General features: G+C 65.3%; 20 protein-coding genes. 12 read left to right on the top strand and 8 right to left on the bottom strand.

Going from position 1 to position 25,989, the window contains the following annotated elements:
• The first annotated feature begins 20 nt into the window (after positions 1-20).
• Positions 21-1,964, top strand: coding sequence for an alkyl sulfatase dimerization domain-containing protein (locus tag QMZ05_RS06280; protein WP_353700002.1), 1,944 nt, complete (start codon positions 21-23; stop codon positions 1,962-1,964).
• A gap of 251 nt (positions 1,965-2,215) precedes the next feature.
• On the opposite strand, the gene QMZ05_RS06275 is transcribed toward QMZ05_RS06280, so the two are convergent.
• The 6 genes from QMZ05_RS06275 to QMZ05_RS06250 form a co-directional block, all read right to left on the bottom strand.
• Entirely contained in the window at positions 2,216-2,920 is a 705-nt protein-coding gene (locus tag QMZ05_RS06275) for an ABC transporter ATP-binding protein (RefSeq protein WP_353700001.1), read from the bottom strand.
• Positions 2,913-3,662, bottom strand: coding sequence for an ABC transporter ATP-binding protein (locus QMZ05_RS06270; RefSeq protein ID WP_353700000.1), 750 nt, complete (start codon positions 3,660-3,662; stop codon positions 2,913-2,915). Before QMZ05_RS06270 ends, QMZ05_RS06275 begins: the two co-directional genes overlap by 8 nt.
• A 10-nt stretch (positions 3,663-3,672) precedes the next feature.
• Positions 3,673-4,659 carry a branched-chain amino acid ABC transporter permease gene (locus tag QMZ05_RS06265; protein ID WP_353699999.1) on the bottom strand — a complete coding sequence of 329 codons (987 nt, stop codon included), beginning with the start codon at positions 4,657-4,659 and terminating at the stop codon, positions 3,673-3,675.
• The gene (locus tag QMZ05_RS06260; RefSeq protein WP_353699998.1) at positions 4,659-5,528 is read right to left on the bottom strand and encodes a branched-chain amino acid ABC transporter permease; all 870 of its coding nucleotides are present in this window, start codon (positions 5,526-5,528) and stop codon (positions 4,659-4,661) included. Before QMZ05_RS06260 ends, QMZ05_RS06265 begins: the two co-directional genes overlap by 1 nt.
• A 16-nt stretch (positions 5,529-5,544) precedes the next feature.
• Complete coding sequence (locus QMZ05_RS06255) at positions 5,545-6,798, bottom strand: ABC transporter substrate-binding protein (RefSeq protein WP_353699997.1); 1,254 nt, start codon at positions 6,796-6,798, stop codon at positions 5,545-5,547.
• A gap of 302 nt (positions 6,799-7,100) precedes the next feature.
• On the bottom strand, positions 7,101-8,168 hold the full coding sequence (locus QMZ05_RS06250) for a glycosyltransferase family 4 protein (protein ID WP_050423402.1): 1,068 nt from the start codon (positions 8,166-8,168) through the stop codon (positions 7,101-7,103).
• Positions 8,169-8,482: 314 nt separating this feature from the next.
• On the opposite strand from QMZ05_RS06250, the gene QMZ05_RS06245 reads away from it, so the two are divergent.
• The 5 genes from QMZ05_RS06245 to QMZ05_RS06225 all read left to right on the top strand — a co-directional run bounded on the left by QMZ05_RS06245 (position 8,483) and on the right by QMZ05_RS06225 (position 16,298).
• Positions 8,483-10,246, top strand: a complete 1,764-nt coding sequence (locus QMZ05_RS06245; protein ID WP_353699996.1) for an ABC transporter ATP-binding protein — start codon at positions 8,483-8,485, stop codon at positions 10,244-10,246.
• 91 nt (positions 10,247-10,337) lie between these two features.
• Positions 10,338-12,539, top strand: a complete 2,202-nt coding sequence (locus tag QMZ05_RS06240) for an amylo-alpha-1,6-glucosidase (protein ID WP_353699995.1) — start codon at positions 10,338-10,340, stop codon at positions 12,537-12,539.
• 90 nt (positions 12,540-12,629) lie between these two features.
• Positions 12,630-13,184 (top strand): PRC-barrel domain-containing protein, encoded by a 555-nt coding sequence (locus QMZ05_RS06235; protein ID WP_353699994.1) that lies wholly within the window; start codon positions 12,630-12,632, stop codon positions 13,182-13,184.
• Between the two features lie 95 nt (positions 13,185-13,279).
• Positions 13,280-14,512 (top strand): MFS transporter, encoded by a 1,233-nt coding sequence (locus QMZ05_RS06230; RefSeq protein ID WP_353699993.1) that lies wholly within the window; start codon positions 13,280-13,282, stop codon positions 14,510-14,512.
• A gap of 163 nt (positions 14,513-14,675) precedes the next feature.
• Positions 14,676-16,298, top strand: coding sequence for a L,D-transpeptidase (locus tag QMZ05_RS06225; protein ID WP_353699992.1), 1,623 nt, complete (start codon positions 14,676-14,678; stop codon positions 16,296-16,298).
• Positions 16,299-16,356: 58 nt separating this feature from the next.
• Here QMZ05_RS06225 and QMZ05_RS06220 read toward each other — a convergent pair whose 3' ends face one another.
• Positions 16,357-17,415, bottom strand: a complete 1,059-nt coding sequence (locus QMZ05_RS06220; protein WP_353699991.1) for a class I SAM-dependent methyltransferase — start codon at positions 17,413-17,415, stop codon at positions 16,357-16,359.
• Positions 17,416-17,596: 181 nt separating this feature from the next.
• Positions 17,597-19,024 (bottom strand): glycogen synthase GlgA, encoded by a 1,428-nt coding sequence (gene glgA, locus QMZ05_RS06215; RefSeq protein ID WP_353699990.1) that lies wholly within the window; start codon positions 19,022-19,024, stop codon positions 17,597-17,599.
• Between the two features lie 206 nt (positions 19,025-19,230).
• On the opposite strand from glgA, the gene QMZ05_RS06210 reads away from it, so the two are divergent.
• The 6 genes from QMZ05_RS06210 (at position 19,231) to QMZ05_RS06185 (ending at position 25,945) form a co-directional block, all read left to right on the top strand.
• On the top strand, positions 19,231-20,406 hold the full coding sequence (locus tag QMZ05_RS06210) for a CoA transferase (RefSeq protein WP_353699989.1): 1,176 nt from the start codon (positions 19,231-19,233) through the stop codon (positions 20,404-20,406).
• Between the two features lie 236 nt (positions 20,407-20,642).
• Positions 20,643-22,184, top strand: a complete 1,542-nt coding sequence (locus QMZ05_RS06205) for an ABC transporter substrate-binding protein (protein ID WP_353699988.1) — start codon at positions 20,643-20,645, stop codon at positions 22,182-22,184.
• A gap of 6 nt (positions 22,185-22,190) precedes the next feature.
• Positions 22,191-23,141, top strand: a complete 951-nt coding sequence (locus QMZ05_RS06200; RefSeq protein WP_050629654.1) for an ABC transporter permease — start codon at positions 22,191-22,193, stop codon at positions 23,139-23,141.
• Positions 23,128-23,997: an ABC transporter permease gene (locus QMZ05_RS06195; protein ID WP_353699987.1), complete on the top strand. Its 870-nt coding sequence runs from the start codon at positions 23,128-23,130 to the stop codon at positions 23,995-23,997. The genes QMZ05_RS06200 and QMZ05_RS06195 overlap by 14 nt, the downstream gene beginning before the upstream one ends.
• Positions 23,994-24,980, top strand: a complete 987-nt coding sequence (locus QMZ05_RS06190) for an ABC transporter ATP-binding protein (RefSeq protein ID WP_353699986.1) — start codon at positions 23,994-23,996, stop codon at positions 24,978-24,980. Before QMZ05_RS06195 ends, QMZ05_RS06190 begins: the two co-directional genes overlap by 4 nt.
• Positions 24,977-25,945 carry an oligopeptide/dipeptide ABC transporter ATP-binding protein gene (locus tag QMZ05_RS06185; RefSeq protein WP_353699985.1) on the top strand — a complete coding sequence of 323 codons (969 nt, stop codon included), beginning with the start codon at positions 24,977-24,979 and terminating at the stop codon, positions 25,943-25,945. The genes QMZ05_RS06190 and QMZ05_RS06185 overlap by 4 nt, the downstream gene beginning before the upstream one ends.
• The last annotated feature ends 44 nt before the right edge of the window (positions 25,946-25,989 follow it).

The following is a 25,989-nucleotide window of genomic DNA, read 5'->3' as shown; positions in this document are numbered from 1 at the left end:
TAACGAGGGAGTGCCTGAGTATGACCCAGACAACCGCAGGTGAGACGTCGCACGAAGGTCCGAAGGCGGCATCCGCGCCGGTCATCGCGCAGCACGAGGCGACGCTGAAGGCGCTGCCGTTCTCCGACACCAGAGACTTCGACGACGCTGCGCGCGGCTTCCTCGGCACCATCGAGAACGCGCGCATCACCTCGGCCCAGGGCAGGGTGGTCTGGAGTCTGGAGCCTTACGGCTTCCTCTCCGAGGAGAAGGCGCCTGCGACGGTTGACCCGAGCCTGTGGCGGCAGTCGCGGCTCAACATGCATCACGGCCTGTTCGAAGTGGTGCCGGGTGTCTACCAGGTGCGCGGGCTCGACATCGCCAACATGACGCTGATCGAGGGCGACAAGGGCGTCATCGTGGTCGACACCCTGACCTCGATCGAGGGCGCGCGCGCCGCGATGGAGCTGTACTTCCAGCACCGCGGCAAGCGGCCGGTCGCCGCCGTGATCTTCAGCCATACCCACACCGACCATTGGGGCGGCGCGCGCGGCGTGCTCGACGACGCCATGCTGGCGGCGGGCGTGCCGATCATCGCGCCGAACTTCTTCATGGAGCACGCGGTCTCCGAGAACATCATCGCGGGGCCGGCGATGCTGCGCCGGGCGCAATATCAGTTCGGGCCGTTCCTCGCCAAGGGCGTGCGCGGCCATGTCGATTGCGGCCTCGGCAAGACGATGGCGGCGGGCGGCGTGGCGCTATTGCGGCCGACCGATCTGATCATCGCGACCGGCGACAAGCGTATCATCGACGGCGTCGAGTTCGAATTCCAGATGGCGCCGAACAGCGAAGCGCCGGCGGAGATGCATTTCTTCCTCCCGCGCTACAAGCTGTTGAACCTCGCGGAGAACTGCACGCACAATTTCCACAATCTGCTGCCGTTCCGCGGCGCCGATGTGCGCGATGCGCTGGCCTGGTCGAGATATCTCGGCGAAGCGTTGCAGATGTGGGGTGGCAAGGCCGAGGCGATGTGCGGCCAGCATCATTGGCCGGTGTGGGGACGCGAGCGGATCGACACCATGATCCGCGAGCAGCGCGATCTCTACAAATACGCGCATGACCAGACCATCCGGTTGATGAACCACGGGCTCAATGCGGCCGAGATCGCCGAGGCGATCCGGCTGCCGCAGAGCCTGGAGGGCGCCTGGCACGGCCGCGGCTATTACGGCCATATCAGGCACAATGTGAAGGCGATCTATCAGAAGTATCTCGGCTGGTACGACGCCAATCCGGTCAACCTGGATCCGTTGCCGCCGGTCGAGGCCGGCAGGAAGTATGTCGAGTATATGGGCGGCGCCGACGCGATCCTGAAACGCGCCGCGGCTGACTTCGCCAAGGGTGAATTCCGCTTCGTGGCGCAGGCCGTCAGCCATCTCGTGTTCGCCGAGCCCGACAACCAGGCGGCCCGCGCATTGCTGGCCGATACTTTTGAGCAATTGGGCTATGCCGCAGAGAGCTCGACCTGGCGCAACGCCTATCTGTTCGGCGCGCAGGAGCTGCGGCAGGGCATGCCGAAGACGCCGCCGCGCTCGCCGATGCCGCGCGAGACGCTGGCTGCGCTGCGCACCGGGCAGCTCTGGGACGTGCTCGGCATCCGCCTCAACGGCCCCAAGGCCGAAGGCAAGCACATCGTGCTGAACTGGAGCTTCACCGACACGGGCGAGACCTTCGTCCTCAACCTCGAGAACTCGGCGCTGACTTACATCGAGGGCGCGCAGGCCGCGGATGCGCACGCCAGCTTCACGCTGGCGCGCAGCGTGCTGGACGAGGTCATCGCCAGGCTGACCACGTTCCCGGAAGCCGTCGCCGCCGGCAAGGTCAAGGTATCCGGCGAGCCGCTGCGGCTTGGTGAATTGATGATGCTGATGGATGAATTCCCGCGGATGTTCGAGATCGTCGAGCCGAAGCGGACGGTGGTGAGGTAACGCCGCGCATGCGGAATCATAACCGTCACCCTGAGGAGCGCGGAACGCGCGTCTCGAAGGGTCGACGGCCCGGCTGGTGCTCGATTCATCCTTCGAGGCTCGCTCCGCTCGTACCTCAGGATGACGGAGTGGCCAGACGTGTCCACGTCATTGCGAGGAGCGGAGCGACGAAGCAATCCATCTTTCCCCGAGTGGAGAGGTGGATTGCTTCGCTTCGCTCGCAATGACGGCGAAGGTCGCCGATTGCCGCTTCAAATCCCGAGATATGCCGCCTGCACCTGCTTGTTGTTGGCGAGCTCGGCGCTGGTGCCCTGCATGATCACATTGCCGCTTTCCAGGACATAGGCGCGCTGCACCAGTGACAGCGCGCGGCTGACATTCTGCTCGACCAGGAGGATCGCGGTGCCCATCTTGTGGATCTCGCCGATCTTCTCGAAGGTCACGTCGGTCATCACGGGCGCGAGGCCAAGTGAGGGTTCGTCCAGCATCAAAAGGCGCGGCTTCAGCATCAGCCCGCGGCCGACTGCGACCATCTGCTGCTCGCCGCCGCTCATGGTGCCGGCGAGCTGCTTCCTGCGGTCGGCGAGGCGAGGGAAGATGCTGTAGACGAGCTCCATCGTGCGTCCGCGATCCGCCTTGGCCTTCGGTGTATAGGCGCCGATCTCGAGATTCTCCTGCACCGTCATGTCGGGGAATACCTGGCGGCCTTCGGGGACATGCGCGATGCCGAGCTCGGGGATCCGGTACGGCGGCAGCGTCGCAAGGTCGACGCCGTCGAAGGTGACCTTGCCTCCGAACAGTTTGACGAGGCCGGAGACCGCGCGCAGCGTCGTGCTCTTGCCGGCGCCGTTGGCGCCTAGCAGGCCGACGGCTTCGCCCTCGCCAATCGAGATGCTGACATCAGTGATGGCAGGGACCGAACCGTAGCTGGCGCTGACGCGGGAGAGCTCAAGCATGGGCGTCTCCCGGCGCCGGCGGATGCACGTAGGAGCCGAGATAGGCGCGGATCACCTCCGGATTCTCCACGATCTCCTTCGGCGCGCCCTCGGCGATCTTCTGGCCGTGGTCCAGCACCACGATGTGGCGCGCCACCGCCATGATCGCGCGCATCACATGCTCGACGATCACGATGGTCAGGCCGCTGGCGGAAAGCTTCTTCACCAGCGCCACCGCCTGGTCGATCTCGGCCGGATTGAGCCCGGCCATCACCTCGTCGAGCAACAGGATCCTCGGTTGCGTCGCCAGCGCGCGGGCCATCTCGAGGCGGCGCTGGTCGATGGTGGTGAGGTCGCGGGCGCGCGTCTGCTCCTTGGCACCGAGGCCGACGAACTCGATCGCCTCGAGCGCCTTGCTGCGTGCCGCGGCAATGTGACGGTCGCGCAGGAAGGCGCCGGTCATCACATTGGCGAGCACGGTCATTGCGCCGAACGGCTTGGCCACCTGGAAGGTGCGGGCCATGCCGAGCGCACAGACATCGTGCGGCTTGAGGCCCACGACCTCATGACCGAAGGCGATCACCGAGCCGGAGTCCGGCCGGTGAAATCCGGTGATCAAATGAAAGCTCGTGGTCTTGCCGGCGCCGTTCGGCCCGATCAGCGCGACCGTCTCGTTCTCCTGCACGGTGAAGCTGACGTCCTGCACGGCGCGCAGGCCGCCGAAGCGCTTGCTGAGACCCTTGACGACCAGTGCTTCTGCCATCGGGTCGACCTCAGGCGCGCGCCGGCTTGCGCCGGATGTAACGGTGATAGACGTCGCTCGCGAACCCGATCAGCCCGGTCGGCCGCCACAGGATGACAGCCATCAGGATCAGGCTGTACACCGTGAGCTGGATGCCGCCCACCGAGCTGCCGAGCCAGCTTTGTAGCAGCGCCGAGGTGGTCTCCAGCAACACGGTGCCGATCACCGGACCCCAAAGCGTGCCGATGCCGCCGACGATCGACACCAGCGCCGCCTCGATCGAGACGTTGAAGCTGAACGCGGTCGCCGGATCGATGAAGTAGATGTACTGGGTGTAGAAGGTGCCGGCGAGCGCGGTCAGGAACGCGCTGATCATGTAGATGTCGCGCTTGATCTTGGGGGCGTTGACGCCGACTGCTTCGGCGGCATCTTCATCCTCACCGATCGCGACGAGGTAGTAGCCCATCCAGGATTTTTCGATCCTGTGGGTGATCCATAGCCCGAGCGCGAGCAGTCCGAGCACGACATAGTAATAGGACGACTTCTCCTCGAACTGCATCATCAGCGGCGCGCTGCCGAGATTCGGGATCGTGGTGCCTTCCGCGCCCCAGGCGAAATCGCGGAATTTGAGGAAGATCAGCATCAGCACCTGGGCGGTCGCGATCGTCGCGATGGTGAAATAGGGGCCGCGCAGGCGGAAGCAGAGCCAGCCGATCGGCAGGCTCGCCAGCATCGCGACCACGCCGCCGGCGACCATCCCGATCCAGGGCGAGATGCCGTAGTTCACCTGCATGATGGTCGAGGTGTAGGCGCCGAGCCCGAAATAGGCGGCGTGCCCGAGCGACAGCTGCTTGGCATAGCCGCCCATCAGGTTCCAGGCGACGCCGATGAAGGAGAACAAGAGGATGCGGATGAAGATGTCGATCGCGAAGGACGAGGTGACGAGCTGCGGCAGAGCGAGCATCACGACCGCCCCGATCACGAGCCACAGCCATTTCATTTTGCCTGAGGTCTGCATCAGCGGCCTCTTCTGGCGCCGAGACCGCTCGGCCTGAAGGCGAGCGTCAGCAGCAGCAGCCCGAACACCACGATCAGGCCGGAATCGGCGCCGACGAACTGGATGCCGAGCGATTCCGCGATGCCCATCATCAGGCTCGCGACTAGCGCGCCCATCACATTGCCGAGCGTGCCCATGACGACGGCGACGAACGCCATCAGCACGAACACCTGGCCGACGAACGGATAGGCCGAATAGAACGGCATCAAGAGCGAGCCGGCGGCGCCCGCGAGCGCCAGCGCGGTGCCGAACGCCACCGCGAACACGCGGTTCGGATTGATCCCCATCAGCATCGCGACGTCGCGGTTCTGCGACGCAGCGCGCATGGCGCGGCCGAGATCGGTGGTGTGCAGGAACACCCAGAGCAGGCCGCTCAGCGCCATCGCGACCGCGAAGGCGATCAGCTTCGCCACCGGGATGTACAGTCCGCCGATGTGCCACGCTTCATCCGAATAAGAGGTATGGACGGTGCGGTAATTGGCGCTGAACAGCATCAGCGAGAGATTGAGCAGCAAGAGCGACAGCGCGAAGGTCAGGAAGATCTGCGGCATGTCGTTCGGCCCGAGCACCCTGCGGATCAGGAAATGCTGGATCAGGACGCCGGCAAGGAACAGCACCGGCATCGAGACAACAAGCGAGACCAGCGGATCGATGCCGAACTGGGTGGCGAGGAAGAACGAGATGTACATCCCGATCATCACGAACTCGCCTTGAGCGAAATTGACGATCTTGACCACGCCGAAGATCAGCGTGACTCCGATGCTGACAAGCGCGTAGATGCCGCCGATGAGCAGGCCGTTGATCACAGCCTGGGCCAGTGTCTCCCACATGCGATGCGACCGCGGTTCAGGTCTTCATCAACGGGGCGCGGGCGTCTTCCTTGGGGAAGATGCTGGCGAGGTCGGCGTTCTGCCACTGCACGCCGACCGGACGGCCATAGACGTTCTTGCCGTCAGGCCCGAACTTCACCTTGCCGCCCGGCGCCATCGCCGCATAGCCGGAGGAGACGTCGAGCGTCGAGAGCGCTTCGCGCACCTTCTTCGGATCGGCAGAGGCGGCGCGCTCCAGCGCATCGGCCAGCATGAAGGTCTGCGCGACCAGGCCGCCGGCATATTCGAAGGCGAATTCGCCGGTGCGCTTCTTGAACTCGGCGTTGACCTTCTGGGCGTCCGCGTTGACGTCGTGGTTCCAGTGCGCGACGCCCTGCAGGCCTTCGGCCGCCTTGCCGACATTCTTGTAGAAATCCGGCATCACGAAACCGCCCGAGCCGCCATTGATCGCGATGTCGAGCCCGACCTGCTTCACGGTGCGCACGATCAGGATGAGGTCGTTGAGGTAGGACAGCGAGAACAGCGTATTGGCGCCGGAGGCCTTGACCTTGTTGATCAGCGGGCTGGCATCGGTGAAGCCGGCCGAGTAGGGCTCGAACATCACGATCTCGACGCCTTCGCCCGGCGCCAGCTCCTTCAGCCCGTTCGAGGTCGAGGTGCCGAACGCGGTGTTCTCGAAGATGACGGCGACCTTGGCCTGATCGCTGACGAGCTTGGCCATCTGCAGCTGCGCCTTGGCGAATTGCGAGGCGCGCGCGAACGGCGTGAAGGTGTAGCTGCGTCCCTTGTTGAGCTGGTCGGAGCTCGATCCGGTGATGATCGGAACGTGAGCGCGCTCGCAGACCTCGCTCGCGATCAAGGTCAGCGCGCTGGCGTAGCAGCCGTGGATCGCCGACAGCTTGTTGCCGGTGATCAGGCGGTCGGTCTCGGTGCGCGTCACCGTGGTGTCGCTCTGCACATCGGAGACGATGAGGTTGAGCTTGGCGCCGCCGAGCGACTTGATGCCGCCGGCCTCGTTGACCATGTCGACGGCGAGCTTGGCTGCCGCAACGCAGCCGGTGCCGATCTGCGCCATGCTGCCGGTGGTCGGATAGAGCGCGCCGATATTGATCGGGTCGGCGGCCCAGCCGCGCAGCGGGACCGCGCCGAATGCGCCGGCTGCGAGGACGCCGCCGGTCTTGGCCAGGAACTTGCGGCGGTTCAGTTTGGTCCGTGAGGCTTGGTTCGGTGCGGCATTATTAATGGCCGGCGGCTTGCGGTCCCCTGTCATGGCGTTCCCCCTGTGCGACCACGGCCCGGTTGCTCCGTCCGCTCGCTTATTATTTTTTGCTCAAGCGGGGCGCATAAGAGCACGTAATTCGGCAATCGCAAAGGCGATATCGGCCGGGCTCATCAGGAAACGAATTGCAACTGGTGCGTCGCAACAATCGTGCGACGCGCGCATGCGGGCAGCTTCGTAGCGTGAGAGCCGCCGCCAGACACGACGGTATTATTGACAATCGAATGACCCGACGAACCGGCACGGACCGTGCCGGCCGGCCCGCCGGATCATTCGATCGGCCGCTGCAACTTCTATTCCGCGCTCGCCACCAGCTTGAAGCGTGGCTTGGCTTCCATCAGGCTGCGATAGGCGGCGAGATAGTCGAGCGCCATCCGGCGTGCGGTGAAGCGGGTCTCGAACTGCTTGCGGATCGCGTCGCGGTTGAGCGTCGACAGACGGCCGACGGAGGAGATCGCGCTGATCTCGTCCTCGACGATGAAGCCGGTCAGGCCATCCTCGATGATCTCCGGCACCGAACCGCGGTTATACGCGATGACGGGCGTGCCGCAGGCCATCGCCTCGATCATCACGAGGCCGAACGGCTCCGGCCAGTCGATTGGAACCAGGAGCCCGATCGCGCCGCTGAGAAAATCCGGCTTCTCGCGGTCGCTGATCTCGCCGATGAACTCGACCAGCGGATTGTTCGTGATCAGCGGCTTGATCAACTCGTCGTAATATTCCTGGTCGGCGCGATCGACCTTGGCTGCGATCTTCAGCGGAATGCCGCAGCGGGTTGCGATCTTGATCGCGCGATCGACGCCCTTCTCCGGCGCGATGCGTCCGAGCACCGCGAGATAGGATTGCCTGGCCGGTTGCGGCGTCAGCAGATTCTCCGGCAGGCCGTGATGGATGGTGCGCACCCAGTGTGCCTGCGGCACCGGCCGCCGCTGGGCATTGGAGATCGAGATCACCGGGATCTTGGAGAAGGTGTTGAAGACGGGCTGATGCTCCGGCAGGTCGAGCCGGCCGTGCAGCGTGGTCACGAACGGCGTCGGCTGCCGCGCGAACAGCGACCATGGGTAATAGTCGAGATGGCAGTGCAGGAAGTCGAATTCCTCGTCGTCGGCTTTCTGCCGGACCCGCTCCAGCATCACCATGTGCAGCGCATTGGGGTCGCGGACGGAGCCGTCGAGCCGCAGTGCCTTCGGCCAGGTCGCGTCGAGCTTCGCGGAGGTCTGTGAATCGCCACTGGCGAACAACGTCACGTCATGTCCAAGTGTTACAAGTTCTTCGGTCAGCCAGTGCACGACCCGTTCGGTGCCGCCGTAGAGCTTGGGGGGAACAGCCTCCGTCAGCGGGGCAACCTGCGCGATGCGCATTTCTCCGTCTCCTGTTTGTGATGTGGAATGAACTACCCTCAGCCCTCTGATGGCACCGACATGCCAAAGACGGGAACGTTCTCGCACCTGCGTGGTTCCTTAAGTGCGGGAGATCTGCCGCTTCTTTCTTCCATCACACTGTGGTCTTGCTGATGCCATCACGCTCCAACACGTTTTTGCCGACGCCAGCGTTGCAAAATTGTTGCGCACTGATGGCTGCATCAAGGAATCCCGCCGCCGCCCTTCACGTCATCGTGCACGAGAGCTTCGACTAAAATTTTCTCGTTCACCTTCAACAGGTTTTGCAGGACGTCATGGACCATCTGTCAGGATACGCGCATCGCCCGTTCCCCTTTGTGCTGCGCTATCTGCGCCGGCGGCTTCCGTCGCATGTTGTGATTTTGTCGGCCGTCGTCGCAGCGGTTGCCTGCTCGGTAGGCACGCAGTACGGGGTGAAGAATCTGGTCGACGCGCTGTCGGCGGGGCCCTCGGCCGCGAGTGGCGTATGGCTGGCATTCGCTCTGCTCATGTCGCTGATCGCAGCCGACAACTTCATGTGGCGGATCGCGAGCTGGACCGCGAGCTACACCTTTGTCAGCGTCAGCGGCGACCTCCGCCGCGACATGTTCCGCCATCTCACCGGCCACGCGCCGAGCTATTTCACGGACCGGTTGCCGGGCATGCTGACCAGCCGGATCACCGCGACGTCGAACGCTGTGTTCACCGTCGAGAACATGTTCGTATGGAACGTGTTGCCGCCCTGCATCGCGACCTTCGCGGCGATCACCCTGGTTGGAACCGTCAGCGTGACAATGTCAGCAGTGCTGATCCTGATTGCGGGAACCATGGTGGTGGCGATGTTCCGCATGGCCGCCGCAGGCAGGCCGCTGCATGACGATTTCGCCAACCGGGCGGCCGCGGTCGACGGCGAAATGGTCGACGTCATCAATAACCTGCCGCTGGTGCGCGCGTTCTGCGGCCTCGGCTACGAGCACGACCGCTTCGACGCGACGGTGAATCGGGAACTCGTCGCGCGCGGCCGTTCGCTGCGCTATCTCGAAAAGCTCCGCCTTGTTCACGCCGCTGTGACCGTGATCCTGACCATCGCGATGCTGGCCTGGGCGCTCTCGCTCTGGCAGCAGGGCCAGGCCACCACCGGCGACGTCGTGCTGGTCTGCACGCTCGGCATCTCGATCCTGTCCGCTACCCGCGATCTTGCCGTCGCGCTGGTCGACGTCACCCAGCATGTCGCGCGCCTGACCGAGGCGCTGGCGACGCTGTTGCAGCCGCACGAGCTGAAGGACCACCCGGAAGCCGAGGTGCTGGTGAAGAGCGGTGCGGCGATCGCCTTCAACAACGTCTCGTTCCGCTATCCCGGTGGCTTGCAGGTGTTCGAGCGCTTCAGCCTGCGCATCCAGCCCGGCCAGCGGGTCGGCCTGGTCGGCCAGTCCGGCGGCGGCAAGTCAACACTGTTTACCCTTCTGCAGCGCTTCTACGATGTCGAGCAGGGCAACATCACGGTCGATGGCCAGGACATCTCGCGCGTCACCCAATTGAGCCTGCGCGCGGCGATCTCGGTGGTGCCGCAGGACATCTCGCTGTTCCACCGCTCGATCCTCGAGAACATCCGCTACGGCCGCCCGGACGCCACCGACGACGAGGTGCTGCGGGCGGCGATCGCGGCGCGCTGCGACTTCATCGAAAGCCTGCCCGAGGGCATGAACACCATCGTCGGCGACCGCGGCGTCAAGGTCTCGGGCGGCCAGCGCCAGCGCATCGCGATCGCGCGCGCGTTCCTGAAGGACGCGCCGATCCTGCTGCTCGACGAGGCCACCGCGGCGCTCGATGCCGAGTCCGAGGAGGCGATCCGCGAGGCGTTGTCGCGCCTGATGCGCGGGCGTACCGTGGTGGCGATCGCGCACCGCCTCGCGACGCTGCGCAGCTTCGATCGCGTGGTCGTGCTGCAGGGCGGCCGGATCGTCGAGGACGGCCCGCCCGATATCCTGGTGAAGGGAAGAGGCCCCTATCGCGACCTCGTGGCGCGCGAGATGGGCCGCCTCTCCACCAGCGCGGCCTGACCCCGCGCCATCAAGCGTGTTCTTGTGTTCCGGTGCGTTCGTTCGAACCGAGAGTCGAGACTTGAGCTAGGCAAAGTCGCCAGAGGTTCAGATGGCAGCTGACGTCGTTACGCAGATCATCACTGCTCGCATCACAGAGCGTGTCGCCGAATCGCCGTTCTACATTCCGATGACCGGGCCCGCGGCGCGGCCGCGGCGCTCGCTCAAGCATGACGACACCTTCATCGTGCTCGACAGCCATGGCGACATCGGCGCCTCGGCCGGCGGGCCCGATGGCCTGTTCAACGCCGACACGCGCTACCTCGCGCGGCTGGAAATGGTGCTGGAAGACGTGCAGCCGTTGCTGCTCGGCTCCAACATGCGCGACGACAATTCGGCGCTGACGGTCGATCTCACCAATTCCGACGTCTATCGCGACCGCCGCCTGACCCTGCCGAAGGACACGCTGCACATCGTGCGCTCGATCTTCCTGTGGCGCGGCACCGCCTATCAGCGGATCGGCCTGCAGAATCACGGCGATCGTGCCGCGAGCTTCGATCTCACGCTGCTGTTCGACAATGACTTTGCCGATCTGTTCGAGGTACGCGGCGAGCGGCGGCCGCGGCGCGGCATCGGCTCGAGCAAGCTGCTCGGCCCGACCGACGTCGTGCTGGAATATTGCGGCCTCGACGAGCAGACGCGAATCACCGCGCTGCATTTCGATCCGCGGCCGACCCGGCTGTCGGTCAACGCCGCGACCTATCATTTCGATCTCGAGCCCGCGCAGGTCACCTCGCTGTTCGTCGCGGTGTCCTGCAACAAGCCAATCATGCAGAAGCCGGTGCCGTTCTTCCGCGGGCTCCTGGCGCATCGCCGCGAGATGCGGAATTCGTCGGCCGGCGCGGCCTCGATCGAGACCTCGAACAACATCTTCAACGAGGTGCTGTGCCAGGCGATGGCCGACCTCAACATGCTGATGACGGAGACGCCGCAGGGCCGTTACCCCTATGCCGGCATTCCCTGGTACTCGACGACGTTCGGCCGTGACGGGCTGATCACGGCGCTGCAGATGCTGTGGGTCGATCCGCGGATAGCCAAGGGCGTGCTGAAGCGGCTGGCGCTGTTCCAGGCCAAGGCGGTCGATCCGCTGGCCGATGCCGCGCCGGGCAAGATCCTGCACGAGATGCGCGGCGGCGAGATGGCCGCGCTGCGCGAGGTGCCGTTCGCGCATTACTACGGCAGCGTCGATTCGACGCCGCTGTTTGTGCTGCTCGCCGGGCTCTATCTGGAGCGCACCGGCGACGTGGAGACGTTGCGCGAGCTGTGGCCCGCGGTGGAGGCCGGCTTGCAGTGGATCGACGGTCCGGGCGATCCCGATCGCGATGGTTTCGTCGAGTACCAGCGCGCGACCGAGGAGGGCCTCCGCAATCAAGGCTGGAAGGACTCCTTTGACGCCATCTTCCATGCCGACGGCACGCTCGCCGAGGGCAGTATCGCGCTGGCGGAAGTGCAGGGCTATGTGTTCGCCGGCAAGCAGCTTGCCGCGCGTGCCGCGCGCCAGCTCGGCTTTGCGGACAAGGCCGCCAAGCTCGATGCCGAGGCCGAGCGGCTGCGCGCGCGCTTCGAGGCGGCATTCTGGTGTGAGGAGCTCGGCACCTACGCGGTCGCACTCGACGGCGCCAAGCAGCCGTGCAAGGTGCGCACGTCCAATGCCGGACAGACGCTGTTTTCCGGCATGGTGCGGGAAGATCGCGCGCGACGGGTCGCTGCCGATCTGATGAGCCAGAAATTCTTCTCCGGGTGGGGCATCCGCACCGTCGCCGTCGGTGAGGCGCGCTACAACCCGATGTCCTATCACGACGGTTCGATCTGGCCGCATGACAATGCGCTGATCGCGCTCGGTCTTGCGCACTACGGCCTCAAGCATTCGGTCGCGCATCTGTTCAAGGGCCTGTTCGACGCCGCGAGCTATATGGAGCTGAGGCGGCTGCCGGAGCTGTTCTGCGGCTTCCGCCGCGAGCGCCGGCGCGGTCCGGTACTCTATCCGGTGGCCTGTGCACCGCAGGCCTGGGCGAGCGCGACGCCGTTCACGCTGCTGGAGGCCGCGCTCGGGCTGGAGTTCGACACCGCGCGCGGCGAGATCCGCTTGCGCGATCCGTGCCTGCCGGAATTCCTCAACGACGTCGTGCTGCGCGATCTCAGGCTCGGCGCATCCAGCGTCGATCTGCGGCTGCGCCGCCATGGCGACGAGGTGTCACTCGAAGTGTTGCGCACGCGCGGCCAGATCCAGGTGTCGATCGTGCTGACGCATTGAGTGTCGTCGCGCGGCTCTGGTGTCGTCGCGCGGCGTGGAGCGTCGTCGCGCGGCATGCGCGCGCCAGGGAAATCGTGGGGAGAGAGTAACATGCGTCCGAGGGTCATGGTTATACTGGTAGCAGCGGCGCTGCTGACATGCGCTGGTGTCCGTGCTGCCGACGACGCAACGCCGTCGCCCACACCATCGTCCCCGGCGGCAGCGAAGGAACCACCAGCCGCAACGCCCGCACCGCCGGCGGCCCAGGCTGCTCCGAAGGAGCCGGCCAAGGAATCCTCCAAGGAGCCGTCACCACCGCCGTCGGTGACCGTGATCGGGGCGCGCGATGCGCACGGCATTCTCGGGCGCGACGTTCGCAGTTCCGCCAATGAGGACATGGGCCGCATCGTCGACGTCATCGTCGACCGCGACGGCAAGGTGCGCGCCGCGGTGATCGATTTCGGCGGCTTTCTCGGCGTCGGCAGCCGCAAGATCGTGGTCGACTGGAACGCGCTGCGGTTTGCCGGCGTTTCCAGCAAGAGCGACAGCATCACGCTGGACCTCAACAAGCAGCAGGTGAGCGCTGCGCCGGAATACAAGGAAGATACGCCGCTGATCGTGCTGGGCGCGGCCGGCAATCTCCATCCATGGGACTACGAGCATTAGGGGGGCAAAAGCTGGTCGCGCGTCCGAACCCTTCCTTCGAGACGGTTGGCGACGATCGTGGCGAGCGATCTGCCGGCGGCACCAATATTGTGTCGATGACCCCCGATCAGCCCAGTCCGGAGCCGCCCCACGCGCCGTCGCGCGAAAGCCAGCGTGGGCTCGACTGGTTCATCTTCTTCCTGGCCGACGTGCAGACCGGGTTCGGCCCATTCATCGCGGTCTATCTGACGACCCAGAAATGGACCCAGGTCGAGATCGGCTTCGTGCTCTCGATCGGCGGCATCATCGGCCTGCTGGGCCAGATGCCCGGCGGGGCGATCGTCGATGCGGCGCGCTCGGAGCGCATCGTCGCGGGCTGCGCGGTGGCCGCGATCGGATCAGCCGCGCTGGCCTACGCGCTGTGGCCGATCTTTCCCGTGGTGACACTGGCCGCGACGCTGCACGCGCTCGCAAGCTGCGTGCTGGGACCTGCGATCGCTGCGATCAGCCTCGGCCTGGTCGGGCCGCGGGCGATTGGCGAGCGGCTCGGCCGCAATGCGCGGTTTGCCTCGCTCGGCAGCGGCTCGGCTGCGGCGCTGATGGGCGCCTGCGGCTACCTGCTGTCGAGCCGCTCGGTGTTCCTCGTCACCTTCATCCTGGCGATCCCGACGCTGTTGTCTCTGGCGCGGATCCGCGAGCGCGAGATCGACATCGCGCAGGCCCATGGCGAAGTGAAACGCGAGGTTCCCGACAAGCGCGCCACCAGCGTGTTCAGTCTGGTGCGGCAGCGGCCGCTGCTGATCTTCGCCGGCGCGATGATGCTGTTCCAGCTCGCCAATGCCGCGATGCTGCCGCTGATGGCGGGCGTGGTGACGACGCGGTCGAGCCAATGGGCGCCGGTCCTGATCGCGGCCTGCATCATCGTGCCGCAGGCGATCGTCGCGTTGTGTTCGCCGTCGGTCGGCCGCAAGGCCCAGGCCTGGGGCCGGCGGCCGCTGCTGCTGATCGCGTTCGCCTCGCTGGTGATCCGCGGCCTGTTGTTCGCGACGGTGCGCGATCCCTATCTGCTGGTCCTGGTGCAGATCTTCGACGGCATCACCGCGGCGATCTTCAGCGTCATGGTGCCGCTGATCGTGGCCGACGTGGCGTTCGGCAGCGGCCATTTCAACCTGGCGCAGGGCATTGTCGGAACCGCCGTCGGCATCGGCGCGTCGCTCAGCACCGTGCTGGCCGGCTATGTCAGTGACAAGCTCGGCAGCAGCACCGCCTTCATGGGCCTCGCCGGCGTCGCCGCGCTCGGGCTGTTCGTGATCTGGCTGGTGATGCCGGAGACGCGGCGGACGGCATGACGCAGGCAGGTTTGGCTCCCGGCGCCCTTCCTCATGGATGCGCCGTCATATATGAGTGATTTGCTGCTGGAACGAGCTGGTAGTCCCCTGGATTAATCAATCCAAAATCGTGATCTGGTACGGATCGGCGCAGCGCGGGCAGGCATTTCGACCGAGGAATGGCATGGAAAATCGTACGACGACGGCGCAAATCACCGGAGCGATGCGGCGTTGGGGGCCTCCCGCCTTTGTGACTTTCGCGGCCATGGTCACACTTGCGTCACTGACCGGCGGCGCCGCCGCAAAGCAGCAGCGTCCTGCGACAGCGGTCGAGGCGACCGCGCCGCGTGCCGCGGGCGAGCCGATCATGGCGATCGTGTCGATCAGCGCCCAGAAGGTGACCTTCTACGACGCCGACGGCTGGATTTACCGGGCGCCGGTATCGAGCGGCGTCAAGGGACGCGAAACGCCGGCCGGCGTGTTTGCGCTGGTCGAGAAGGACAAGGACCATCACTCAACCATGTACGACGATGCCTGGATGCCGAACATGCAGCGCATCACCTGGAACGGCGTCGCGCTCCATGGCGGGCCGCTGCCGGGATATGCCGCCTCCCACGGCTGCGTGCGCATGCCCTATGACTTTGCCGAGAAGCTGTTCGACAAGACGCGCATCGGGATGCGGGTGATCATCGCGCCGAACGACGCGGCCCCGGTCGATTTCACCCATCCAGCGCTGTTCGTGCCGAATGCCCAGGCGATGGCAGCTGCTCCGGCGCGCGCTGAAAAGCTCTCGCGCGAGGCGGCGGATGCCGCCAAGGTGGCCGAAGAGGCCAAGAAGGCCTCCGCGGCCGCGACCAAGGAAGCAGCACTGTTCACGCCGGCGTCGCTGCGCAAACTGCAACAGATCAAGACCCGTGCCGACGCTGCGGTTGCGTTGGCCGACAAGACGCTCGCCAATGCCAAGACCGACCAGGCCAAGGCACGCGCCGAGGACCTGAAGCAGAAGGCGGTCGCCAAGGCGGCGGAAGCAACCACGCAATACGAGGCAGCCCAGGGCGACGCCAAGCCGAAGCTCGATGCCGCGGCGGCCGCAAAGGACGCGGCCAAGGCGGCCGAGGCCAAGAAGACCGATACCCAGAAGGCGGCGACCGAGGCGAAGCTCGCGCTGGAGCCGGTCTCGGTCTACATCAGCCGCGCCACGCAGAAGCTTTACGTGCGGCGCAACACCCACAAGCCATGGGCTGATGGCGGCGAGGTGTTCGATTCAAGCATCGAGGTTCCCGTCACCATTCGCGATTCGGACAAGCCGATCGGCACGCATATCTACACGGCAATGGCGCGCAACGACGCCGGCCTGCGCTGGACCGAGGTGACGATCGACGACGGAGACAACGCCAAGGACGCGCTCGACCGCGTCACCATCCCGCAGGATGTGCTGGATCGGATTGCGCCGACCGCCGTGCCGCGCTCGTCGATCATCATCTCGGATGAGCCGTTGAGCGCCGAGACCAACTATCGCACCGAGTTCGTCGCTGTGCTGAGCAACCAGCCCCAGGGCGGTTTCATCACGCGCAAGCCGACCCGGCCCATGATGGACGACGGCATGGTTGCGAGCGGGGACGACGACGGTTTCGGCTTCTTCTCCCAGCGCAGCTGGAATCCTCAGTCGGGCACCCAGTACGGCTATCCCCAATACGGCAATCCTCAGGCGCCGACCCAGTACGGCACGCCGTATTATGGCAATCCGCAGGCCGCCAATCCGCGCCGTCGCGGCGGCCAGTACTACTGGCAATCGCAGGACTGGTAGTCGGCCGCATTGTTGGCGTGGACGGCGGTTTTACCCGCCGTCCAATCGGGCAACGACGTTACGGCCGAGCTTCCAGGATCAGGTTGAACGGCGTTTCCGCCGCGCGGCGGAAGCGTGAGAAGCCACCCTGGCGCGCCACCTCGCGCAACCTGGTCTCGCCAGCCTGCGCGCCGAGCGCCAGCCCGACCTCCTGGTCCAGCGAGGCCGGCGTGCAGATCATCGTCGACGCGGCGTAGTAGACCCGCCCGATCGGATTGAGATTATCCTCCAGCCGGTCGTTGGCGAACGGCTCGATCAACATGCAGGTGCCGTCGTCGGCGAGGGTGGAGCGGGTGTGCTTGAGGGCGCCGACCGGGTCGCCCATGTCGTGAAGACAGTCGAAGAAGCACACAAGGTCGTAGTTGTTGGCGGGGAAGTCCTTGGCCGAGTGCGTCTGGAAATGGACGCGGTCCGACAATCCCGCCTCCTTGGCGGACATTCGCGCCGTCTGGATCGAGCCGTCGTGATAGTCGAAGCCGTAGAAGGTCGATTTCGGAAACGCTTCCGCCATCAACCGCGTCGAGACGCCGTGCCCGCAACCGACGTCGGCAACGACGGCGCCCTTCTTCAGCTTCTCGACGACGCCCTCGAGCGCCGGCAACCATTCCTGCACCAGATAATGCTTGTAGCTGGTGCGGAAGAACCGGGCGGTGCCGCAGAACAGGCACTCGCTGCGCTTGTTCCAGCCAACGCCCTTGCCGGTCTTGAACGCGTCGGTGATTTTCGGCTCGTCGAGAAAGGTCGCACCGACCAGGTTTCCGACCGCGCCGAGGAAGACCGGACTGTCCTCGTCGGCGAGCGCAAGCGCCTGCTCGGGCAGCATCGAGAATTTTCCGGTCTTGCTATCGTATTCGATGTAGCCGGAGGCGGCTTGCGCCGAAAGCCATTCCTGAACGTAGCGCCCGGCTGTTCCTGTTGCCTTGGCAAGGGCCGCGGCGTCCATCGGTCCTTGCTGCGCGAGAGCCTTGTAGAGCCCAAGCTTGTCGCCCAGCAGCATCAGCGAGGCGTTCATCGCCGCGCCGACATCGCCAATCATCTTTCCCATGAATGAATTAAGACGCTCCTCGTTGACGTCCATGATGTTCCTCCATCGCAATCGCGTTTGGCCAAAAGTTCATCATTCGCAATTTCACGCATGCGTCGTCGTCCAGTCGTGGGGCGACGTGACTGCCTGAAAGGTTCGTTGCAATGACCCGATTGTTACTGGTGCTCTGGGATCCCAGAGCAACCAGGCGTCGCAAGCCTGCGAGGCGGGCTGCCTACGCGGCCGCCGGCGGCATCACCAGCCGCTTGTAGAGCGCGCTGTAGCAGGCGGCCGACAGGTCCCAGCTGTAGGACTTGGCCATCGCGCTGGCGCGCATGGCATTGAGGCGATCCTTGGCGCGGTAGGCGTCGAAGGCGCGCCTGACGCCGCCGAGGAAGGATTCCGCGGACGGCTGCGCGAACAGGAAGCCGGTCTCGCCGTCGGCGATGGTTTCCGCAAGCCCGCCGGTCTGGTGCCCGATCGGCAGCGAGCCGAAGCGCTGCGCATACATCTGGCTGAGACCGCAGGGCTCGAAGCGTGACGGCATCAGGGTGAAATCGCTGCCAGCGAAGATACGGCGGGCCTGGGCGTCGTTGAAGCCGATGATGACGCCGATCGCGTCGGGCCGGCGCCGGTGGGCGGCGACCAGGGCGTCCTCGATCGCGGGCTCGCCGCTGCCGGTGACGACGATCTGCCCGCCGTCCCTGATGATCTCGTCCGCGGCCGACAGCACGAGGTCGACGCCCTTCTGATGCACCAGCCGCGCGACCAGGCCGAAGATCGGCCCGCGCGAGACCGCAAGTCCGAACTGCCGGCGGACATAGTCGGCGTTGGCCTGCTTGCCCTTCCAGTCGCCCGCGCCGAACGGCTGCGCGAGCTGCGCGCAATGGCGCGGGTCCCAGCTCTCGTCGATGCCGTTCAGGATGCCGGTCAGCTCTGCGGCGTCGGAGCGGACGCGTAGCAGCCCCTCCAGCCCGCAGCCGAGCTCGGCGGTCGTGATCTCCTTCGCATAGGTCGCGCTGACCGTGGTCAGATGCGAAGCGTAGACGAGTCCGCCCTTGAGGAAGGAGAGCTTGTCGTAGAACTCCAGCCCGTCGATGTGGAATGAGCTTTCCGGTGCGCCGATCCGCCGCAGCGAGTCCCGCGGAAACAGGCCCTGATAGGCGAGATTGTGGATGGTCAGGATCGACGGAATCCGCAGCTGACGCCAGGCGAGATAGGCGGGCGTGAGCGCGGCCTGCCAGTCGTTGGCGTGAACGAGGTCCGCTGCCCAATTCCTGTCCAGCGTTCCGGCTGCAAGTTCGGCAGCGGCGGAGGCAAAGCGGCCGAACCGGATGTCGTTGTCGGGCCAGTCGCGGCCGGACTCATCGCCGTAGGGATTGCCCGGCCGGTCGTAGAGCTCTGGACACAGCAGCACGTAGACCGGCAGCCCGTCCCTGGTCGATGCGCGCCCGAGCGCGCAGGCCGGCATCTCCGCAAGGCCTGCGCATTGTCCAACGATTTCAATATGAGTGAACTGCTCGACCACATCCCGATAGCCGGGAAGCATGATCCTGACGTCGCTCCAGGGGCGGAGCGCCCGGGGAAGTGCTGCGGAAACGGCACCGAGCCCGCCCACGCGGACAAAATCGTCCATCTCCGTCGTGACGAATAAGACCTTCAACAAGCGCCCTCGTTCCAGCCCATGACAAGGCTATGCAAGATCGGGTCCAATCTGCCTTTGAGTAAAATGCAAGACGGCCCGCGCTCCCGGTCTGGACGAGACGCTTTCCTGTCGGGTCAGCTCACTTTAGGGTCGCGCGACGCCAAACAAAGACGACGCTGGAGGAAGCCTTGCCCACGACAATAGCCGCTGACGATGAGGGGAATTTGACACGGAGCTTTGACGGCCTTCGCGTGCTCGATTTTTCGACCACGATCGCCGGACCTCATTGCACGCGGATGCTCGCCGACATGGGCGCGGAGGTGATCAAGATCGAGCCGGCCGAGGGCGAGACGATGCGGACGCGGCCGCCGCTGCGCAACAATTGCTCGACGGCGTTCGGCCAGCTCAATATCGGCAAGAACAGTCTGGTGCTCGACCTGAAGTCGCCGGCCGGCATTGAGGCCGTGCGCCGGCTGATCGCGACCGCCGACGTGCTGGTCGAGAATTTCCGCCCCGGGGTGATGCGCCGGCTGAAGCTCGACTATGCCTCGATCCGCGACATCAATCCGAAGCTGATCTTCTGCTCGATCTCCGGCTACGGCCAGACCGGGCCGTCGGCGGAATTGCCCGCCTATGCGCCGGTGATCCATGCCGCCTCGGGCTACGAGATGGCGCATCTCGCCTACCAGCCGGGCCGCAGCCGGCCGGACTATTGCGGCATCTATCACGCCGATGTGCTGACCGGCGTCTACGCCTTCGGCGCGATCTCGGCCGCGCTCTATCAGCGCAGTGCCAGCGGCAAGGGCCAGCATATCGACGTCTCGATGCTGGAATCGATGCTGAGCCTGACCCTGAATGAGTTGCAGTGGTCGCAATTCGAGGTGAAGCAAACCCAGCGCCCGATGTTCGGGCCGATCGAAACCACCGATGGTTACGTGATGGTGGCAATCGCCAGCGAGAAGACGTTCCAGAACCTGATGCAGGTGATCGGCCGTCCCGAATGGGTGTCCGATCCGCGCTTCGCCAAATACTCCGATCGGCGGGACAACTGGGCAGGCCTGATGGAGGGCGTCGAGGCGTGGTCGCGCGCGGTCAGCACGCAGGACTGCCTCGCCGCGCTCAATGAATATGGCGTGCCGTCGTCGGCCTATCGCACCGTGCGGGAGGCGCTTGCCGATCCGCAAATCGCCCATCGCGGTGCACTGGCCGAGGTCGCGGACGGCGGCGGCAGCTTCAAGGTGCTCAACCTGCCGTTCCGGATGTCCGGCGCAACGATCGGTGCCCGGAAGCGGATGTCGACGCTCGGCGAGCACACGCTGTCCTATCTGAAGGAGATCGGCCTCTCCGACGATCAGATCGCTGGCTTCGCAGCGCAACCGGCAAAGACCGCGCGCAATTAGAGCATGGTCCGGACCTGGAAGGCCGCGTTCGCGTAAAGTGGAAACCGGTCTTCCGAAGGATCATACTCAAACGAGAAGATGTGATCACGATGCGATCTCATGAGATCGTATCGTGATCCCCCTGCGGCTTTTCATCCGTTTTACGGTCTTGTCGCGCGCGGCGATTCCGGACAATCTGCCGCCCGACATACGACGATCCGGAACACCGGACGTCACCCATCTGGGAGGGAGCATTGATGACGCTGGTCGGGCGCGCGCATGCGGTTGCGCGCATATTTCTTGTGGCGGGATTTGGTGCAGCGGCATTTGCTGCACCGGCCCATGCGCAAAAGCAGGGCGGTACGCTGACCGTCGGCCAGGAGCTGGACATTCCGGGCTTCGATCCGCTCAAGGTCGGCGTCTACGACACCTCGGCCAACACCGCGGCGGCCGCGATCTTCGACACGCTGATGACGCTCGACGAGAAAGGCGAGCCGAAGCCGAAGCTCGCGCTGTCCTGGGAGCATTCCGAAGACTTCAAGACCTGGACTATCAAGCTGCGGCCCGGCGTCAAATTCCACGACGGCACGCCGTTCAACGCGCAGGCGGTGAAGGAGAACTTCGACCGCCAGAAGGATCCGGCCAACAAGTGTCGCTGTGCGTTCTACATTACCAGCATCAAGAGCGTGGACGTCATCGATGATCTCACCGCGCGCTACAATTTCAGCGACCCGTCGGTGAACTTTCCGGCGACCCAGTCGATCCAGAGCTCCAATAACGTGATGCAGTCGCCGACGGCGTGGAAGACCAAGGGGGACGACTACAACCGCAACCCGATCGGCACCGGTCCCTATATCCTGAAATCCTGGACCGCCGGCGACCGCATGGTGCTGGAGAAGAACCCGGACTACTGGGACAAGGGCAAGCCCTATCTCGATCGCATCATCCTGAAGCCGCTGCCAGATGCGCAGTCGCGCTTCGCCTCGCTGCAATCCGGCGAGGCCGACGTCATCTGGGACGACGAGGCCGACGCCGACAACATTATCAAGGCGCGCAAGGACCCGAGTCTGACCGTGCATACCTATCAGGGCTCGGGGGCCGCAGTTGCCGCCTTCAACACCAAGGTCCCACCTTTCGACGACGTGCGCGTGCGCCAGGCGCTGGTGATGGCGCTCGACCGCCAGAAGATGTCGCAAGCGATCACCAATGGTCTGGCGCGGCCGGCCAGCAATCCCTATGGCGACGGTTCCTGGGTAAAGTGCAAGGACGACGGCGCGTTGCCCTACGATGTCGAGAAGGCCAAGGCGTTGATCAAGGACTACGGCAAGCCGGTCGAGTTCAAGATGCTGGTCACGGCGACGCCGCGCGGTCGCACCGGCGGTCAGGTGTTGCAACAATTCTGGAAGCGCATCGGCGCCAATATGGAGATCGAGCAGGTCGATCAGGCGACCATTCCGCCGCGCGCCTTCATGCGCCAGTTCCAGCTCACACCGTGGCGCATCGTCGATCTCGCCGATCCCGATCCGCAGATGTACGCCAATTTCCACACCGGCAGTCCGGTGGCGCTGGCGAACTATTCCAATCCGGAGCTCGACCGGCTGCTGGAGCATGCAAGGACCACCGCCGACGTCGCCCAGCGTACCGACGATTATTGCGCGATCAGTCGCCTGATCAACAAGGAGGCGATCTGGTTCTGGACCTTCCAGAACACCTACTACGCAATGTCGAGCGTGAAGGTGAAGGGCGTGCCAAAGATGTTCAACGGGGTGCTCGACGTCTCCTACGCCTGGAAGGAATAGCCTTTCATGCTGTTCTTCGTCGCGCGCCGGCTCCTGTACCTGGTGCCGGTGCTGATCGCGGTTTCGGTCCTGACTTTCGTGATCGCCTCGCTGTTGCCCGGCGATCTCGCTTACGTGATCCTCGGCGACCAGGCGACGCCGGAGAATGTCGCGGCGCTGCGTCACGATCTGGGGCTCGATCAGCCGATCTGGCTGCGCTATCTCGGCTGGCTCTGGCACATCCTGCAGGGTGACTTCGGACGATCCTTCCGCACCGGGCAGACCGTGCTGCAGGCTGTCAGCGAACGCGTCCCGATCTCGTTCGAACTGATGATCCTGGCCGAGTTGATCGGGCTTGCGATCGGCGTGCCGCTCGCGATCGCCTGCGCGGCCAAGGCCGGCAGTGCATTCGACCGCCTCATGACCGGATCGGCGTTCGGCATGCTCTCGGTGCCGACCTTCCTGTCCGCGATCCTCCTGATCTACCTGTTTGCGGTCGAGCTGCGCTGGCTGCCGGCGACCGGCTATGTGCCGTTCACCGAGGATCCGGTTGCCAATCTGCGCTTCATGGTGCTGCCGGCGTTGACGCTCGGGCTTGCGGAATGGCCGGGCATCATGCGCGTGCTGCGCTCCGACATGATCGCTGCACTCCAGGAGGATTATATCGCCCTCGCCAAGGCAAAGGGCCTGAAGCCGTCGCGCATCCTGTTCGTGCATGCGCTGAAGCCGTCGTCGCTGACGCTCGTCACCATCACCGGCATCAATATCGGCCGCCTGATCGGCGGCGCCGTGATCGTCGAGACGATCTTCGCGTTGCCCGGCATCGGCCGTCTCCTGGTCGGAGCGATCCTGACCCGCGACCTCATCATCCTGCAGGGCGTGGTGCTGCTGGTCGGCGCGGGCTTCGTCATCATGAACTTCATCGTCGATCTGCTCTACGCCTTACTCGATCCGAGGATCCGCCATGGCCACGCTTGAGCTCAGCCTCGACGAGAGCAGTGCCGCACCGGCGCGGCGCAAGCGCCGCCTTGGCACGCTGTTCTGGTTCGCGGTCGGATGGACAGTCGTGGTAGTTGCGGTCGCGATCCTTGCCGACCTGTTGCCGCTGCCGAGCCCGACCGATATGGACATGCTGGAGCGGCGCGCGCCGTTCTCCACCGAGCATTGGCTCGGCACCGACGGTCTCGGCCGTGACGAGCTGTCGCGGCTGATCTATGGCGCGCGGATCTCGCTGATCGTCGGCCTCTGCGCGCCGATGATCGGGGTCACGATCGGCGGCGCGCTCGGCATGCTCGCCGGCTATTTCCGCGGCCGCTTCGAGTCCATCGTGGTCGGCGGCATGGACGTGCTACTGGCATTCCCGCCGCTGATCCTGGCGCTGGCGGTCACCGCCTATCTCGGCCAGTCGATCTTCAATTTGACCTGCATCCTTGGCGTGCTCGGCATTCCGGCCTTCATGCGGGTGGCGCGGGCGGCGACGCTGACGCTGGCGCGGCGCGAATTCGTCATCGCGGCACAGGCGCTCGGCGCCACGCATACCCGGATTCTGTTGCGTGAGCTGCTACCCAATGTGCTGCTGCCGCTGCTTGCCTTCTTCCTGCTCGGCGTCGCCGTCACGATCGTGGTCGAAGGATCGCTGTCCTTCCTCGGCCTCGGCGTGCCGCCGCCGATCTCGAGCTGGGGCAGCATGATCGGGGAGGGGCGGGAGAGCCTCGACGTAGCGCCGCGCCTCGCCTTCATTCCGGCGGCCGCGATGTTCCTGACCGTGCTCGCGTTCAACCTGATCGGCGACACCATGCGCGCGCTGACCGACCCCAGGCAAGGTGCGCTATGAGCAGTGCGCTGCTGTCGGTCGAGAACGCGGTCGTCGACCTGCCGACGCCGCGCGGCAACCTGCGTGCGGTGGATCATGTCGATCTCGCCGTCGGCGCCGGCAGGACGCTCGGCATTGTCGGCGAATCCGGCTGCGGCAAGACCATGCTGTCGCGCGCCGTCCTGCAACTGTTGCCCAAGAAGGCAAAGCTATCCGGCCGCGTGATGTTCGACGGACAGGATCTCACAACGTTGTCGGCGGAGAAATTGCGCAAGCTGCGCGGCCGCTCGCTTGCGGTCGTGTTCCAGGATCCCATGACCTCGCTCAATCCGGTGCTGACCATCGGCACCCAGTTGATCGAGACCATCCAGGAGCACCTCGAGCTCGATCTTGCCGAGGCCAGGCGGCGCAGCATCGAACTGCTGGCGGCGGTCGGCATTCCCGCGCCGGAGCAGCGCCTGGCGCAATACCCGCACCAGCTTTCCGGCGGCATGCGCCAGCGCGTCGCGATCGCGGTGGCGCTGTCCTGCGAGCCGAAGCTGCTGATCGCCGACGAGCCGACCACCGCGCTCGACGTCACGATCCAGGCGCAGATCCTCGATCTGCTGGCGCGCGAGCAGCAGCGCCGCCACATGGCGATGATCATCATCACCCATGACCTCGGCGTGGTTGCCGGCCGCACCGACGAGGTCGCGGTGATGTATGCCGGGCGCGTCGTCGAGCGCGCGCCGACGCCTGCCTTGTTCAAGCAGATGCGGATGCCCTACACCGAGGCGCTGCTCGCCGCGCTGCCGAAGCTCGACGTCGCGCCGCATACGCCGCTGCCGGCGATTTCGGGACGACCGCCCGATCCGACCCGGCCGCTCAAGGGCTGCTCGTTCTCGCCGCGCTGCCGGTATTCGGCCGGGCGCTGCGCCTCCGAGAAGCCGCAGCTCTGCTCGGCCGAGACGCCTGAGCATCTCTACGCCTGCTTCCATCCGATTGCCGCGAGGGTCGGCGCATGATGCTGCAGGCCGCAGCCAATCCGCTGATGAAGGTGGAAAACCTCGTCGTCGAATATTCGGTGGGAGGCAAGACCATCCATGCCGTCTCCGACGTCAGCCTCGAAATCGCGCGTGGCGAGACGCTGGGGTTGGTCGGCGAATCCGGCTGCGGCAAGTCTACGCTCGGCCGCGCCGTGCTGCAATTGCGCCAGGCGGTCTCCGGCAAGGTGCTGTTCGACGGGCACGATCTCACCGCCCTGAAGGGCGAGGCGCTGCGCCAGATGCGGCGGCGGGTGCAGCTGATCTTCCAGGACCCGATTGCCTCGCTCAATCCGCGGCGGCGGATCGGCGACATCGTCGCCGAGCCGCTGGTGATCGCTGGCGTCAAGGATCCCGAGGAACGCAAGCGGCGTGTCAGCGAGGTGCTGTCGGCGGTCGGCCTCGATCCAGCGCTTGTGAGCGGACGGCTGCCGCATGAGTTCTCCGGCGGGCAATGCCAGCGCATCTGCATCGCCCGCTCGCTGGTGCTCAATCCGGAATTCGTGATCTGTGACGAGCCGGTGTCCGCGCTCGACGTTTCAATTCGCGCGCAGATCCTCAATCTGCTGGAGGAGATGAAGGCGCGCTACGGCCTGACCCTGCTGTTCATCGCCCACGACCTCGCGGTGGTGAAGGCGGTCTCAGATCGTGTCGCGGTGATGTATCTCGGCCGGCTCTGCGAGGTCGGTCCGTCGGAGCAGCTGTTTGCGCGGCCGGCGCATCCTTATACCGCGCTGCTGATCGAGGCGATCCCGGTGCCCGATCCGGATGTCCGCCCGACCCAGAGCGTCCCGGTCGGTGAGCCGCCGTCGCCGATCGCACCGCCCTCCGGCTGCCGCTTCCGCACCCGCTGCCCGCGGGCCGATGCGCGCTGCGCCAGCGAGGTGCCGGAACTGCGTCTGGTCGCGACCGGCCAGTTCGCGGCTTGCCATCATCCACTGATCTGAATAGTGACGCCTTGACCGTCGAGCGGGCTGCATGGCCGCTCGCT

The sequence above is a fragment of the Bradyrhizobium sp. INPA03-11B genome, assembly GCF_040446015.1.
GTDB classification, from domain to species: domain Bacteria; phylum Pseudomonadota; class Alphaproteobacteria; order Rhizobiales; family Xanthobacteraceae; genus Bradyrhizobium; species Bradyrhizobium macuxiense_A.
This window is presented reverse-complemented; position numbering and strand designations above follow the sequence as displayed.